Annotated in this window: 12 protein-coding genes; 7 read left to right on the top strand and 5 right to left on the bottom strand. The window is 67.3% G+C overall.

All coding sequences use genetic code 11. The features are described 5' to 3' along the window. Positions 1-46 precede the first annotated feature (46 nt). Positions 47-841, bottom strand: coding sequence for a glycosyltransferase family 2 protein (locus tag U5775_RS13295; protein WP_322058595.1), 795 nt, complete (start codon positions 839-841; stop codon positions 47-49). Between the two features lie 311 nt (positions 842-1152). On the opposite strand from U5775_RS13295, the gene U5775_RS13290 reads away from it, so the two are divergent. Both U5775_RS13290 and U5775_RS13285 read left to right on the top strand, forming a co-directional pair. Next, positions 1153-1542 (top strand): VOC family protein, encoded by a 390-nt coding sequence (locus U5775_RS13290; protein ID WP_322058594.1) that lies wholly within the window; start codon positions 1153-1155, stop codon positions 1540-1542. 136 nt (positions 1543-1678) lie between these two features. Continuing rightward, positions 1679-2365, top strand: coding sequence for a YafY family protein (locus U5775_RS13285; RefSeq protein WP_322058593.1), 687 nt, complete (start codon positions 1679-1681; stop codon positions 2363-2365). 86 nt (positions 2366-2451) lie between these two features. Here U5775_RS13285 and U5775_RS13280 read toward each other — a convergent pair whose 3' ends face one another. Genes U5775_RS13280 through U5775_RS13270 form a run of 3 tightly spaced genes read right to left on the bottom strand, consistent with a single transcriptional unit; the run spans position 2452 to position 5402 of the window. Then, the gene (locus U5775_RS13280; protein ID WP_322058592.1) at positions 2452-3906 is read right to left on the bottom strand and encodes an NAD(P)(+) transhydrogenase (Re/Si-specific) subunit beta; all 1455 of its coding nucleotides are present in this window, start codon (positions 3904-3906) and stop codon (positions 2452-2454) included. Next, the gene (locus U5775_RS13275; RefSeq protein WP_322058591.1) at positions 3907-4236 is read right to left on the bottom strand and encodes an NAD(P) transhydrogenase subunit alpha; all 330 of its coding nucleotides are present in this window, start codon (positions 4234-4236) and stop codon (positions 3907-3909) included. Between the two features lie 14 nt (positions 4237-4250). Next, positions 4251-5402 carry a Re/Si-specific NAD(P)(+) transhydrogenase subunit alpha gene (locus U5775_RS13270; RefSeq protein WP_322058590.1) on the bottom strand — a complete coding sequence of 384 codons (1152 nt, stop codon included), beginning with the start codon at positions 5400-5402 and terminating at the stop codon, positions 4251-4253. A 316-nt stretch (positions 5403-5718) separates the two neighbouring features. On the opposite strand from U5775_RS13270, the gene U5775_RS13265 reads away from it, so the two are divergent. The 3 genes from U5775_RS13265 to U5775_RS13255 all read left to right on the top strand — a co-directional run bounded on the left by U5775_RS13265 (position 5719) and on the right by U5775_RS13255 (position 9416). Then, on the top strand, positions 5719-6276 hold the full coding sequence (locus U5775_RS13265; protein WP_322058589.1) for an NUDIX hydrolase: 558 nt from the start codon (positions 5719-5721) through the stop codon (positions 6274-6276). Continuing rightward, positions 6273-7490: a tRNA 2-thiouridine(34) synthase MnmA gene (gene mnmA, locus U5775_RS13260; RefSeq protein ID WP_322058588.1), complete on the top strand. Its 1218-nt coding sequence runs from the start codon at positions 6273-6275 to the stop codon at positions 7488-7490. The genes U5775_RS13265 and mnmA overlap by 4 nt, the downstream gene beginning before the upstream one ends. 318 nt (positions 7491-7808) lie before the next feature. After that, a complete protein-coding gene (locus tag U5775_RS13255) occupies positions 7809-9416 on the top strand; it encodes an FMN-binding glutamate synthase family protein (RefSeq protein WP_322058587.1) in 1608 nt (535 codons plus the stop codon). Positions 9417-9585: 169 nt separating this feature from the next. On the opposite strand, the gene U5775_RS13250 is transcribed toward U5775_RS13255, so the two are convergent. Next, the gene (locus U5775_RS13250; RefSeq protein WP_322058586.1) at positions 9586-10197 is read right to left on the bottom strand and encodes a glutathione S-transferase C-terminal domain-containing protein; all 612 of its coding nucleotides are present in this window, start codon (positions 10195-10197) and stop codon (positions 9586-9588) included. A gap of 223 nt (positions 10198-10420) precedes the next feature. Between U5775_RS13250 and U5775_RS13245 the strand changes: the two genes are divergently transcribed. Both U5775_RS13245 and U5775_RS13240 read left to right on the top strand, forming a co-directional pair. Next, positions 10421-11959, top strand: coding sequence for an aminopeptidase P N-terminal domain-containing protein (locus U5775_RS13245; RefSeq protein ID WP_415913564.1), 1539 nt, complete (start codon positions 10421-10423; stop codon positions 11957-11959). Positions 11960-12054: 95 nt separating this feature from the next. Further along, positions 12055-13443 carry a UbiH/UbiF/VisC/COQ6 family ubiquinone biosynthesis hydroxylase gene (locus tag U5775_RS13240; protein ID WP_322058584.1) on the top strand — a complete coding sequence of 463 codons (1389 nt, stop codon included), beginning with the start codon at positions 12055-12057 and terminating at the stop codon, positions 13441-13443. The last annotated feature ends 37 nt before the right edge of the window (positions 13444-13480 follow it).

Here is a 13480-nt window from a genome sequence, read left to right as displayed (position 1 = left end):
CCGCGCGTGGTGGTGCGCGCCCTGGCTTCGGGCACGCATCCTGGCTTCAGACGCGCGCAGGCCCGACAACCGCGCCTCCCGGCTCGACGGGCAGCGGATACCCTTCGTACTCCGGAAAGAGCCTCGGCAGCAGGAACACCGGCAGCGAATGGCGCGAAAAGCAGCGCGAAGTCGAAGCCGGATGGATCAGATGCAGGCAGCTCGCCTGCGTATCCTCGGCGGCCAGCACTTTCCGCCCCGCCTCCACCACGCGGCGGATAAAGCTCTCGTCTTCGCACAGGTCGACGTCGTCGAAGCGCGCGATCTCGAACAGCGCCTTGCGGTACACGTAGGCAAAGCCGTAGAAAAGAATGAAATCGGCGCCTATCTGCATCTTCTCGTGGAAGGTCACCGTGCCCACTTCCTTGCCCTTGAGCACGTAGTGCAGGCCGACGCGCGCGTTCAGGTCCATATAGCCCAGAAACTGCGTGTGCGGCGCGTACATCCAGAACGTCGAGAGCTTCATGAGTTGCGCATCGCTCTCGCGCAGCAGCCGCACCATGCCCGAGAGATAGTGCGCGGCGTAATGATCGTCGTCGTCGAAATGGGCGATCAGTTCGCCGCGCGACTCGCCCACGAGGAAATTGCGCTTCGCGCCAATCGACATGCGCGTCTTCGACCAGTAATAGCGCACGCGCGGGTCGGTTTCGGCGAGCTGGCGCATGAAGGCGCTGGGCTGCGGGCTGTCGTCGAGCACGAGCCACTCCCAGTCGACTTGCTGACGCGCCACGCAGCGCGCGATCGCCGGCAGGAAGGCCTCGCGGTTGGCCGTGGGCGTGATGATGGAGATGTTTGGAGACATGAAGCGAAGGGCTGGCGCTCGGGTGACGGGTCGAAAGGATAAACCCGCCGATTACAGCAGATTTGCGCGCGCCTCTCTCTCGAAAACGACCGAAAGATCCTGACGCAGGCCAACACTCCATCGCCCAGCCCCCGCGCGGCGAGCGTCCTGCCAAGGCTACTGACAGCACGCTGTCAGCAGCACCCCCGCACACTGTCTCTACGCCAACCCGCGCGGCGCGAAACGCGCAACGGACGGCGCCACGGCATCCCGCCAGCAACCGCCATTTCACTGCATCCGCCATCGATCCTTTGGCATCCGAGGAGCGCATCATGTCGACCGAAGTTTCCCGTGTCATTTCGTGGTTCGAAATCCCCGCGCACGATCTGGACCGTGCCGCGACCTTTTACGAAACCGCTTTCGATACGTCGCTGCAGCGCGAAGTCGTCGGCGGGGTGCCGATGGCGCTGTTCGCCCACACGGACGGCGAAACCGGCGGCTGCATCGTGTTCAATCCGCATGACGCCAAGCCGGACCCCAAAGGCGTGCTCGTGTATCTGAACGCGCAGCCGTCGGTCACGGCCGTGCTCGACCGTGTGGAAAAAGCCGGCGGCAAGAAACAGGGCCCGGCGCTCGAGCTGCCCAGCAATTTCGGCTATATCGGCTTCTTCATCGATACCGAAGGCAACCGCGTCGGCCTGCACGCGGCCAAGCTGGGCTGAAGCGCAGCGGTGCGCGCCGGCGTGCGCGGCGCGCGAGCAGCGCTATCATCTGCGCTACCGCGCCAGCCTGGGCTCAGCCCTCGGCGCGGTCCACGCCGCAGTCCGCACCCAGTCCACCGTTCTGGCCCGCCCAACCATGACCCGCCGAGCCGATCGCCTTTTCCGCATCGCCGAACTGCTGCGCGGCCGCCGCCTCACCACGGCGCAGCAGCTCGCGCAGTGGCTCGAAGTGTCGCCGCGCACCGTCTATCGCGACGTGCGCGACCTGCAACTTTCGGGCGTGCCGATCGAAGGCGAAGCGGGCATCGGCTACCGGCTCGCGCGCACGGCAAGCCTGCCGCCGCTCACCTTCACCGCCGACGAACTCACCGCGCTCGCCGTGGGCGCGCGCATGGCCGAGTCCTGGGGCGGCGCCGTGCTCGCGGGCGGGGCGCGCGGCGCGCTCGCGAAGATCGCCGCAGCGATGCCCGCCGAGAAGCGCGCCGTGCTCGAACGCATCGCCGTGTTCGCGCCTTCTTATCACGTCGATCCGGCCTATTCGGAGAAAGTGGACGCGCTGCATCGCGCCGTCGACTCGCGGCTCGTGGTGCGCTTCGCGTATTGCGATCGCATCGGCGCGCATACGCAGCGGCGCATCTGGCCGCTCGGGCTCGTGTACTGGGGCGCGCAGTGGACGGTCGGCGCGTGGTGCGAAATGCGTGGGGATTTCCGCAACTTCAACATCGCGCGGATGAACGGCGTGGAAGTGCTCGAGCCGTTTCCCGACGTGAGCGGGCGGCGTCTCGCCGATTATCTGCGGCGCGTGGAAGCGCCATCGAAGTAGCGCCGCGTACGGGCGCAATACGGGCGAAAAAAAGCGCGCATCGCTGCGCGCTTTCTCGTGGCCCGGAAGCTTCGGCGATGAGGGGCTTATTCCACCGCCTTCACCATCTCCTCGATCACCTTCTTCGCATCGCCGAACACCATCATGGTTTTGTCCATGTAGAAGAGTTCGTTGTCGAGCCCCGCGTAACCGGCCGCCATCGAGCGCTTGTTCACGATGATCGTGCGCGCCTTGTAGGCCTCGATGATCGGCATGCCCGCGATCGGCGACTTCGGGTCGTTCTTCGCGGCCGGATTCACCACGTCGTTCGCGCCGAGCACCAGCACCACGTCGGTCTGCCCGAACTCGTTGTTGATGTCCTCCATCTCGAACACCATGTCGTAGGGCACTTCGGCCTCGGCGAGCAGCACGTTCATGTGGCCCGGCATGCGGCCCGCCACCGGGTGAATCGCGTAGCGTACGTCCACGCCCTTTTCCACGAGCTTGTCCGTGAGTTCCTTGAGCGCATGCTGCGCGCGCGCCACGGCGAGACCATAGCCCGGCACGATCACCACGCTCTCCGCATTGCCGAGCATGAACGCGGCGTCGTCGGCCGAGCCCGACTTCACCGGGCGCTGCTCCTGCGCGCCGCCTGCCGACGCCCCGCCGGCTTCCGCGCCGAAACCGCCCAGCAGCACGTTGAAGAACGAGCGGTTCATCGCGTGGCACATGATGTACGAGAGGATCGCGCCCGACGAGCCCACCAGCGAGCCCGCGATGATCAGCATCGCGTTGTTCAGCGAGAAGCCGATGCCGGCCGCCGCCCAGCCCGAGTACGAGTTCAGCATCGAGACGACGACGGGCATGTCCGCCCCGCCGATCGGGATGATGATGAGCACACCGAGCGCGAACGCGATCGCCGTCATGATGATGAACGGCAGCCACGACTGCGTGAGAAAGAACAGGATGCCGAAGCCGATCATGCCGAGCGCGAGCATCAGGTTGATCAGATGCTGGCCCGCATAGACCACCGGCGCGCCCTGGAACAGGCGGAACTTGTACTTGCCCGAGAGCTTGCCGAAGGCGATCACGGAACCGCTAAACGTGATCGCGCCCACGAACGTGCCGATGAACAGCTCGATGCGGTTGCCGTACGGCAGGAAGCCCGGATACGGCGCATCCTCGGCCACGAGCCCGAATGCGGCCGGTTCCGACACCACCGCATACGCGATGCACACCGCCGCAAGACCGATCAGCGAGTGCATGGCCGCGACGAGCTCGGGCATCTTGGTCATCTCGACGCGCGCGGCCACGAACGCACCGAGCCCGCCGCCGACCACGAGCGCCCCGAACAGCAGCCCGAGACCGAGCCCGAGATTCGAGCCGAATTGTGCGGATTGCTTCGCAATCAGCGCAACGGTGGTGAGAATGGCGATGGCCATGCCCACCATGCCGAACATATTGCCGGCGCGCGCGCTGCGCGGGTTCGACAAGCCCTTGAGCGCCTGGATGAAGCAGACCGACGCCACCAGGTAGAGCAGCGTAACGACGTTCATGCTCATTTATGCGCCCTCCTTACTACCGGACGCGGCCAGCTTCTTCGGTTCCTTCTTGCGGAACATCTCCAGCATGCGCCTCGTCACGAGGAACCCGCCGAACACGTTGACGGCCGCGAGCAGCACGGCAAACGTGCCGAAGAACTTGCCCGCGCCGCCCACCGTGAGACCGGTGGCGAGCATCGCGCCGACGATCACGATCGCCGAAATCGCATTGGTCACGGCCATGAGCGGCGTATGCAGCGCCGGCGTGACGTTCCACACCACGTGATAGCCCACGTACACGGCCAGCACGAAGATGATCAGGTTGATGACGGTATGGTTGATCAGTTCCATTGCCGGGTCTCCTCTCAGGTCTTGCGCGTGACGGCGCCGTCGCGGGCCAGCAGCGTGGCCGCGACGATGTCGTCCGCGAGATCGATGTTCAGTGCGCCTTCCTTCGTCACGATCAGCTTCAGGAAGTCGAGCAGGTTGCGCGCGTAGAGCGACGAGGCATCGGCGGCCACCATCGACGCGAGGTTCGTGTAGCCGCAGATCTGCACGCCGTGGTGCGTGACCACCTTGTCCGCCTCGGTGAGCGGACAGTTGCCGCCGCGTCTTCCGCTCGCCGGATCGGCGATCGGACCGCGTCCCGCGGCTAAGTCGATCACCACGGAGCCCGGCTTCATCGCCTGCACGGTTTCCGAGGGCAGCAGCGTGGGCGCGTCGCGGCCCGGGATCAGCGCGGTGGAGATCACGATGTCGGCCTGCCTCGCGCGCTCGTGCACCAGCGCCGACTGGCGCGCGAGCCACGAGGGCGGCATGGGCCGCGCGTAGCCGCCCACGCCCTGCGCGGCTTCGCGCTCCTCATCGGTTTCGTAGGGCACGTCGAGAAACTTCGCGCCCAGCGACTCGATCTGCTCCTTCACGGCCGGACGCACGTCCGAGGCCTCGATCACGGCACCCAGGCGCTTCGCTGTCGCGATGGCCTGCAGGCCCGCCACGCCCGCGCCCAGGATCAGCACGCGCGCGGCTTTCACTGTGCCGGCGGCGGTCATGAGCATCGGCATGAAGCGCGGATAGAGGTTGGACGCCACGAGCACCGCCTTGTAGCCGGCGATGTTGGCCTGCGAAGACAGCACGTCGAGGCTCTGCGCGCGCGTGGTCCGCGGCGCGGCTTCGAGCGCGAAGGCGGTCAACCCCGCTTCCGCGAGCTTCTGCGCATTCTCCGCATTAAAGGGATCGAGCATGCCGACCAGCACTGCGCCGCGTTTCATGAACGCGAGTTCGCTGACCGAGGGCGACTGGACCTTGAGCACGAGCTCGGCGCCGAACGCGGCCGCCGCATCGGCGATCTGCGCGCCCGCCGCCGTATAGGCTTCGTCGGGAAAGCTCGCGCCGGTGCCGGCGCCCGCCTGGATCGTGACCGTGTGGCCCTGCGCGACGTACTTCTTCACTGTCTCCGGCGTCGCGGCTACACGGGTTTCATTCGCCCGGGTTTCCGTGGGCACTCCGATATGCATCGTTGTTTCCTCCTCGACCTGCTTTTCTTTCTAATCTGGCTCTAATCGAGCGGAGTGAGGCCGACGAGGCTCGCCGGCTTTCATTTCTGGTGCAACGGCAAACGACGCACCACTTTAACCGAAACCAGCGGCGCGGTTGAAGCCGGATTCGCCCGTTTTTGTGCACTGCACACAACACCTTGAAACGTCCGACCGGACGGTCGGCGATGCCCTGCGCGGCGCCGTCGTTGCGTTCCGCATAACATCTGAATCGCGCTGCCGGGCCTGCGATCCGGCCCCCGGCAGCGTCAGGCGCGTGCCGGTAAAATAGCGGCCCATGAATGATGAAACCTGGACACCCCACGTCACGGTGGCGGCGATCGTCGAGCGCGACGGGCGTTTTCTGCTCGTCGAGGAGCACACGCCGGCTGGCTTGCGCCTGAACCAGCCCGCCGGGCATCTGGAAGCGGGCGAGACGCTCCATGAGGCCATCGTGCGCGAGACGCTGGAAGAAACCGCGTATGCGTTCTCCCCCGAAGCGCTGGTCGGCATGTACATGACGCATTTCGGCAAGCCCGGGGAAAGCGGCACGACGTATCTGCGCTTCACTTATTGCGGCAGCGTCGCGAGCGAGCCGGAACCGCGCGCGCTCGATCCCGACATCGTCCGCACGCTGTGGATGAGCGCCGACGAATTGCGCGCCGCGAGCGAGCGTCATCGCACGCCGCTCGTCATGCAGTGCGTCGACGATTACCTCGCGGGCAAACGCGTGCCGCTCGACTTCGTGCGCACGCACGCGGTCGGCCCCAAAGGCGGCGTGCAAAGGCAGGACCCAGGGCAGAACCTGAAGCAGGACCCAAAGGTTGAAAGCAGCAACAAGGCAGCAGACAAATGAGCAAACGTAAGGTCGTGGTGGGCATGTCGGGCGGCGTCGATTCGTCGGTTACCGCATGGCTGCTCAAGGAGCAGGGGTTCGACGTCGTCGGTCTCTTCATGAAGAACTGGGAAGACGACGACGACGGCGAGTACTGCTCGACGCGCCAGGACTGGATCGACGTGGTGTCGGTCGCGGACCTGATCGGCATCGACGTCGAGGCGGTCAACTTCGCCGCCGAGTACAAGGACCGCGTGTTCGCGGAGTTCCTGCGCGAATATTCGGCGGGCCGCACGCCGAACCCCGACGTGCTCTGCAACGCCGAAATCAAGTTCAAGGCCTTCCTCGACCACGCGATGTCGCTGGGCGCGGAAACGATCGCCACGGGCCACTACGCGCGCGTGCGCGAAAGTAATGGACGTTTCGAACTGCTGAAGGCCCTCGATCACACGAAAGATCAGTCGTACTTCCTGCATCGCCTGAACCAGGCGCAGCTTTCGAAGACGATGTTCCCGCTCGGCGAAATTCCGAAGACCAAAGTGCGCGAGATCGCCGAGCAGATCGGCTTGCCGAACGCGAAGAAGAAAGATTCGACCGGCATCTGTTTCATCGGCGAGCGGCCGTTCCGCGACTTCCTGAACCGCTATCTGCCGACCAGGCCCGGCCCGATGATGACGCCCGAAGGCAAGGTCGTGGGCGAGCATATCGGCCTCGCGTTCTACACGTTCGGGCAACGCAAGGGCATAGGACTTGGCGGCAGCAAGGACGGCAGCGGCGACCCGTGGTTCGTCGCGGGCAAGGATATGGGCACGAATACGCTCTACGTCGTGCAGGGCCACGATCATCCGTGGCTGCTCGCGCACGAATTGCGCGCGGGCAACGTGAGCTGGGTCGCGGGCGAGCCGCCCGCCGACGGTCACGCGTGCGGCGCGAAAACGCGCTATCGCCAGGCCGACGCGCCCTGCTCGTTCAAGGCCGCAGGCGCCGGGGGCGATATCGATGCGGGCCAGTTCGCGCTGCATTTCCCCACGGCGCAATGGGCCGTGACGCCGGGCCAGTCGGCGGTGCTCTACGACGGCGACGTGTGCCTCGGCGGCGGCATCATCGAAACCGTGACGACGCTCGAACCGCACGTACCCGCGGTCCTGCCGCCCGTCGCGCCGAAGAAAAAGCGCGCGCCGCGCAAGAAGTCCGCGCAATTCGCCGCGTCGGCGGCCACCGAAGGCCAGGCGTAAGCTCGCACGCGCGGCGCGTCCTGCGCCGCTCATCGTTTGTCCTGCCGGTGCGCGCGTGCCCAGGCATGCGAGCCTCGGCTGCCCAATCCTCATCTCTCATACCGCGCCGCCTCCCCTGGCTTTCTCGCCGCCGGGCCCGCCTGCTCCCCCTCCAGTTTCTTGCCGATTTGCCGGCCAGTTTCACAAACTTGCGGCATCATTCGGGCACGCTGGCGCCTTACCCGGGCGCGGCCGGCGCGTGCGGCCCTGCCCTGGCGGCCCCGACCGGGCGCCCACACCGAGCCGCGCGCAGCGAATCAAGCAATCGAGGAGTTCCCCATGTTTTCCCGACGTTACCTCGCCATGTGGTGCGCAGTGCTGCTGCTCGCAGCCTGCGTGATCGCCGCGGCGTTCCATCATCTGTCGTGGCTGTGCGCCATCGTGCCCGCGCTCATCGTCGCGCTCGGCATCTGGGACATGACCCAGCAGCGCCACGCGATCCTGCGCAACTATCCGCTCTGGGGCCATCTGCGCTTCCTGTTCGAATTCGTGCGCCCCGAGATCCGCCAGTATTTCGTCGAAGACGACACCGACGAAAAGCCCTTCTCGCTCGTGCAGCGCAGCGTGGTTTATCAGCGCTCGAAGAACGTCGTCGACAGCCGCCCGTACGGCACCGAGCTCGACGTGAAGGCGGTCGGCCACGAATGGATCAGCCATTCGCTCGCGCCGACGAAGCTCGCGGGCAGCGACTTCCGCGTGCTGGTGGGTGCGGATCGCGAGCAGCCCTATTCGATGTCGATCTTCAATGTCTCGGCGATGAGCTTCGGCGCGCTGTCCGCGAACGCGATCCGCGCGCTCAACCTGGGCGCGAAGAAAGGCGGCTTCGCGCACGACACCGGCGAAGGCTCGCTCTCGAAGTATCACCGCGAAAACGGCGGCGACATCATCTGGGAAATCGCCTCGGGCTACTTCGGCTGCCGCAACGACGACGGCACGTTCAGCGCCGACAAGTTCCAGCGCCTCGCCGCCGAGCCGCAAGTGAAGATGATCGAGGTGAAGCTCTCGCAGGGCGCGAAGCCGGGCCACGGCGGCATGCTGCTCGCGGCGAAGGTCACGCCGGAAATCGCCGAGACGCGCGGCATTCCGATGGGCCAGGACTGCGTCTCGCCCGCGCGCCACTCGGAGTTCTCCACGCCGCGCGGCCTGCTCGAATTCGTCGATCGGCTGCGCAAGCTCTCGGGCGGCAAGCCTACCGGCTTCAAGCTCTGTATCGGCCATCCGTGGGAATTCTTCGGCATCGCCAAGGCCATGCTCGAAACCGGCATCCTGCCCGACTTCATCGTCGTGGACGGCGCCGAAGGCGGCACGGGCGCGGCGCCCATCGAGTTCACCGATCACATCGGCACGCCGCTCCAGGAAGGCCTGCTGCTCGTGCACAACACGCTCGTGGGCACGGGCCTGCGCGACAAGATCAAGATCGGCGCGAGCGGCAAGATCATCACCGCGTTCGATATCGCCAAGACGCTCGCGATCGGCGCCGATTGGGTCAACTCGGCGCGCGGCTTCATGTTCGCGGTGGGCTGCATCCAGGCACAGAAGTGCCATTCGGACCGCTGCCCGACGGGCGTCGCCACCCAGGACCCGGTGCGCCAGCGCGCGCTGAACGTGCCCGACAAGGGCGAGCGCGTCTACAACTTCCATCGCAACACGCTGCATGCGCTGCAGGAGCTGATCCAGGCCGCCGGGCTCGACAGTCCCGCCGATCTGCGCGCGCATCACATCGTGCGCCGCGTCTCGTCGTATGAAGTGAAGCTGATGTCGGAGCTGCTCAAGTACCTGAAGCCTGGCGATCTGCTCGAAGCGCGCTATCGCTATCAGCTCTATGAGAAGTGGTGGCCGGTCGCGCGCAGCGATTCGTTCGCGCCCGATGCGCAGAAGATCGTCTGATGGTTTGATGGCGATGCGCGCGATGCTTTTGTGTCGCGCGCCGCTTGCCGCCGCTGAGCCTGAAACCGGGCCGACGCCTGGCGGCGGCGCAAAAAAAGCGCGCAAATCGTTGCGCGCTTTTTTACGTGCTCATGCGGGCGATAGTGCCGCCCGCGGCCGTGGTCGTTAATTACGCCTGCGGAACCGTATCCGCGAACGACGGCCGCTGCACGAGCTTCTCGAAGTGCCTCGCGAGATTGGGATGCGGCTCGCGCCAGTCGAGCTCCGGCATGCGGAAGTCGAGATAGCCGAGCGCGCAGCCCACCGCGATGTCGGCGAGCGTGTAGCGGTTGCCCGCGCACCACGCATTGCCCGCGAGGCCCTTGGCCATCGCGTTCAGCCCTTCGCGAATCTTGCGCTCCTGACGCGCGACCCACGCCTCGCAGCGCTGCTCGGGCTCGCGCTGCGTGCCTTCCACGCGGATCAGCACGGCGGCGTCGAGCATGCCGTCGGCGAGCGCCTCCCAGCACCGCACCTCCACGCGCTCGCGCCCGCCCTGCGGAATCAGCTTGCCGACCGGCGAGAGCATGTCCACGTATTCGCAGATCACGCGCGAGTCGAACACGGCTTCGCCGTCCTCCATCACGAGACACGGCACCTTGCCGAGCGGGTTGAAATCGTGGATTGCCGTCTCGGCGCCCCACACGTTTTCAAGCACCAGCTTGTAGTCGATTTTCTTTTCGGCGAGCATGATCCGCGCCTTGCGGACATACGGGCTGCCGAGCGAACCGATAAGTTTCATCGCACCTGCCTTTTCTGGAATCCGGCGGAAGTATACGTTGGAATGAGCAAATTCTGACGGGTCGCCCGCCCTGGTAGCCGATTTGTCCGATCCGCGATGTCGGCTCGATGCAACAGCCGCGCCGCCCCGATGGCCCCGATGGACCTGAAACCGGGTTGCGCCAGCCACGCGCGACGCCTTGCGCGAGCAGGGTTGCGCCGCGCACACGGAAGTTGCGCGGCCGATGCGGGTTCTACACAGGCGCTACAATCGCACGATGGACACGACCCTCACGGAAAGCGCCTCGGCCGCCTCGCGCGCCGCAGCCGATGCGCCGCGCGGCCCCGACGGCGGCGCCGCGCTGTACCGCGCGCGCCGCGAACGCGTGCTGGCCGCCTTGCGCGCGAAAGGCGGCGGCGTGGCGCTGGTGCCCACCGCGCCCGAGGCGCTGCGCAACCGCGACGCCGAATATCCGTATCGGCACGACAGCTACTTCTACTATCTCACCGGCTTCACCGAGCCCGAGGCGCTGCTCGTGCTCGACGCGAGCGCGGGCGAGAACCAGCCCGCCGCGATCCTGTTCTGCCGCGCGAAGAACGTCGAACGCGAAACGTGGGAAGGCTTCCGTTTCGGGCCCGACAGCTCGCGCGAGGCATTCGGCTTCGACGCCGCGTTTCCCGTCGACGAGATCGACAGCCAGCTGCCGCGCCTCATCACCGACCGGCCGGCGCTGCACTACGCGCTAGCGGCCAACGAGCGTTTCGACGCGCAAGTGAAGCGCTGGATCGACGCCGTGCGCGCGCAATCGCGCAGCGGCGTCGCCGCGCCGAGCGCCGCGTACGACCTCGTGCCGCTGCTCGACGACATGCGCATCGTCAAGGACGCTCACGAGCTCGACACCATGCGCCACGCCGCGAAGATCTCGGCGCTCGCGCACGTGCGCGCCATGCAGGCGTGCCGCCCCGGCATGCGCGAGTACGAGATCGAAGCCGAGCTGCTCTACACGTTCCGCAAGCACGGCGCCCAGGCGCCCGCTTACGGCTCGATCGTCGCGACGGGCGCGAACGCCTGCGTGCTGCACTACCCGGCCGGCAACGCGGTGGTGCGCGAAGGCGACCTGATCCTGATCGACGCCGCGTGCGAGCTGAACGGCTATGCCTCCGATATCACGCGCACCTTTCCCGCGAGCGGCCGCTACACGAGCGCGCAGCGCGAGCTTTACGAGATCGTGCTCGCGGCGCAGCAGGCCGCCATCGACGCCACGCGCGCGGGCGTGAACTTCGAGGCGCCGCACGAGGCCGCGGTGCGCGTGCTGGCGCAAGGGCTGCTCGACACGGGCATCGTGGACAGGCAGCGCTTCGCGAGCGTCGACGATGTGATCGCCGAGCGCGCCTATGCGCGCTTTTACATGCACCGCACCGGGCATTGGCTCGGCATGGACGTGCACGACGCGGGCGATTATCGCGAGCGCGGTGCACAAGCCAGCGGCGCCCTCCAGGGCGCGAGCCCGGTGAACGCGGCGAAGGCATCGGGCGCCGCTGCGTCGGGCGCCATCGCCGCGCCGCCGTGGCGCACGCTGCGGCCCGGCATGACGCTCACGATCGAGCCGGGCCTCTACGTGCGCGCCGCCGAAGACGTGCCCGAGCGCTACTGGGACATCGGCATCCGTATCGAAGACGACGCCATCGTCACCGACACGGGCTGCGAGCTGATCACGCGCGACGTGCCCGTGGCCGCCGACGAAATCGAGGCGCTGATGCAGGACGCGCGCCAGGGCGCGTGAGCGATGCGGGCGACGCGCGTGAGGTACGCGGCACGCGCCCGCTACGCGCACAGACGCGCAGCAAAAAGCCAACGATCTGAACTGAACGCAGCGACATGAATGCAGTGAACCCAGCAAGCCGGACCGGCCACGCGCCCAACGAATATGACGTCATCATCGTCGGGGCGGGACCGGTCGGGCTCGCGCTCGCGGGCTGGCTCGCGCGGCGCAGCGCGACGGCGTCGCTCTCGGTCGCGCTCGTCGACGCGCGCGAGCCCGAGGACAACGCCGGCGACCCGCGCGCCATCGCCGTCTCACAGGGCAGCCGCACGCTGCTGCAAGCGCTCGCGTGGCCGCAGGACGCGACGCCCATCGAGCGCATCCACGTCTCGCAGCGCGGCCACTTCGGCCGCACGCTCATCGACCGGCACGACTACGACCTGCCCGCGCTCGGCTATGTCGCGCGCTATGGCGCGATCGTGCAGTCGCTCGCGCACGCGGTGCGCGGCACGCGCGTGCACTGGCTGCATCACACGCACGCGCACGAGCCCGTGGTCGAGCACGACGGCGTCACGCTGCCCGTGCAAAGCGCCGGCGTCGCGCGCACGCTGCGCGCGCGCATTCTCGTGAACGCGGAAGGCGGGCTCTATCGGGCGCAGACCGGGCACGGGGCGCCGCGCCAGGACGAAAATCACGACGCAGCCGAGGACGAAAACCGGGACGAAGCCGCGGCGGATGCAGGCGAGCGTGCGGACGGAGCGAGCCGCGGCGCACCCGTCGAGGCTTCGAGCGAAGCCGACGCGGCAAGCACGGCAACAGGCACGCGCAAGAGCGCGACATCGCATCAAACCCCCAAGCGCACCCGCGACTACGGCCAGACCGCGCTCGTCGGCGTGGTGACGGTCTCGGCGCCGCAACCGCACGTGGCCTGGGAGCGCTTCACGGAAGAAGGCCCGATCGCCCTGTTGCCGATGGGCGGCGTGCGCGGCGCCGACTACGCGCTCGTCTGGTGCTCGGCGCCGGTCGAGGCCGAACGCCGCGCCCAGCTTTCCGACGCCGATTTCCTCGCCGAGCTCGGCGCGGCCTTCGGCGCCCGGATGGGCCGCTTCACGCAGATTCACGGCCGCGCGGCATTTCCGCTCGGCCTGAACGCACTCGACACGCTGGTCTCGGGCCATAGCCGCATCGCGGCCGTGGGCAACGCGGCGCAAACGCTGCATCCGGTTGCGGGCCAAGGGCTGAACCTCGGGCTGCGCGACGCGCATGCGCTCGCCGACGCCCTCGCGCAGCACGGCGCCACGCCGATCGCGCTCGCCGACTTCGCGGGCCGCCGCGCCCTCGACCGCCGCATGACGATCGGCGCGACCGACACGCTCGCGCGCCTGTTCACCATCGACTTCGCGCCGCTCGCGACGCTGCGCGGGCTCGCGCTCACGGCGCTGGAATTCGCGCCGCCGCTCAAGTCGGCGCTCGCGCGGCAGATGATGTTCGGGCAGCGCAATTGATTGATCCAGTTCGTACCAGCATTTCGCCAGTCGTCCC

It is taken from the genome of Paraburkholderia sp. J63, assembly GCF_905220245.1.
Taxonomy (GTDB): Bacteria; Pseudomonadota; Gammaproteobacteria; order Burkholderiales; family Burkholderiaceae; genus Paraburkholderia.
This window is presented reverse-complemented; position numbering and strand designations above follow the sequence as displayed.

Excerpts from the sequence above, each read along its gene's own strand:
- U5775_RS13285 (WP_322058593.1), top strand. The coding sequence starts at position 1,679 with ATGACCCGCCGAGCCGATCGCCTTTTCCGCATCGCCGAACTGCTGCGC.
- U5775_RS13295 (WP_322058595.1), bottom strand. The coding sequence starts at position 841 with ATGTCTCCAAACATCTCCATCATCACGCCCACGGCCAACCGCGAGGCC.
- mnmA (WP_322058588.1), top strand. The coding sequence starts at position 6,273 with ATGAGCAAACGTAAGGTCGTGGTGGGCATGTCGGGCGGCGTCGATTCG.
- U5775_RS13250 (WP_322058586.1), bottom strand. The coding sequence starts at position 10,197 with ATGAAACTTATCGGTTCGCTCGGCAGCCCGTATGTCCGCAAGGCGCGG.
- U5775_RS13280 (WP_322058592.1), bottom strand. The coding sequence starts at position 3,906 with ATGAGCATGAACGTCGTTACGCTGCTCTACCTGGTGGCGTCGGTCTGC.
- U5775_RS13255 (WP_322058587.1), top strand. The coding sequence starts at position 7,809 with ATGTTTTCCCGACGTTACCTCGCCATGTGGTGCGCAGTGCTGCTGCTC.
- U5775_RS13275 (WP_322058591.1), bottom strand. The coding sequence starts at position 4,236 with ATGGAACTGATCAACCATACCGTCATCAACCTGATCATCTTCGTGCTG.
- U5775_RS13245 (WP_415913564.1), top strand. The coding sequence starts at position 10,421 with ATGCGGGTTCTACACAGGCGCTACAATCGCACGATGGACACGACCCTC.
- U5775_RS13290 (WP_322058594.1), top strand. The coding sequence starts at position 1,153 with ATGTCGACCGAAGTTTCCCGTGTCATTTCGTGGTTCGAAATCCCCGCG.
- U5775_RS13240 (WP_322058584.1), top strand. The coding sequence starts at position 12,055 with ATGAATGCAGTGAACCCAGCAAGCCGGACCGGCCACGCGCCCAACGAA.
- U5775_RS13270 (WP_322058590.1), bottom strand. The coding sequence starts at position 5,402 with ATGCATATCGGAGTGCCCACGGAAACCCGGGCGAATGAAACCCGTGTA.
- U5775_RS13265 (WP_322058589.1), top strand. The coding sequence starts at position 5,719 with ATGAATGATGAAACCTGGACACCCCACGTCACGGTGGCGGCGATCGTC.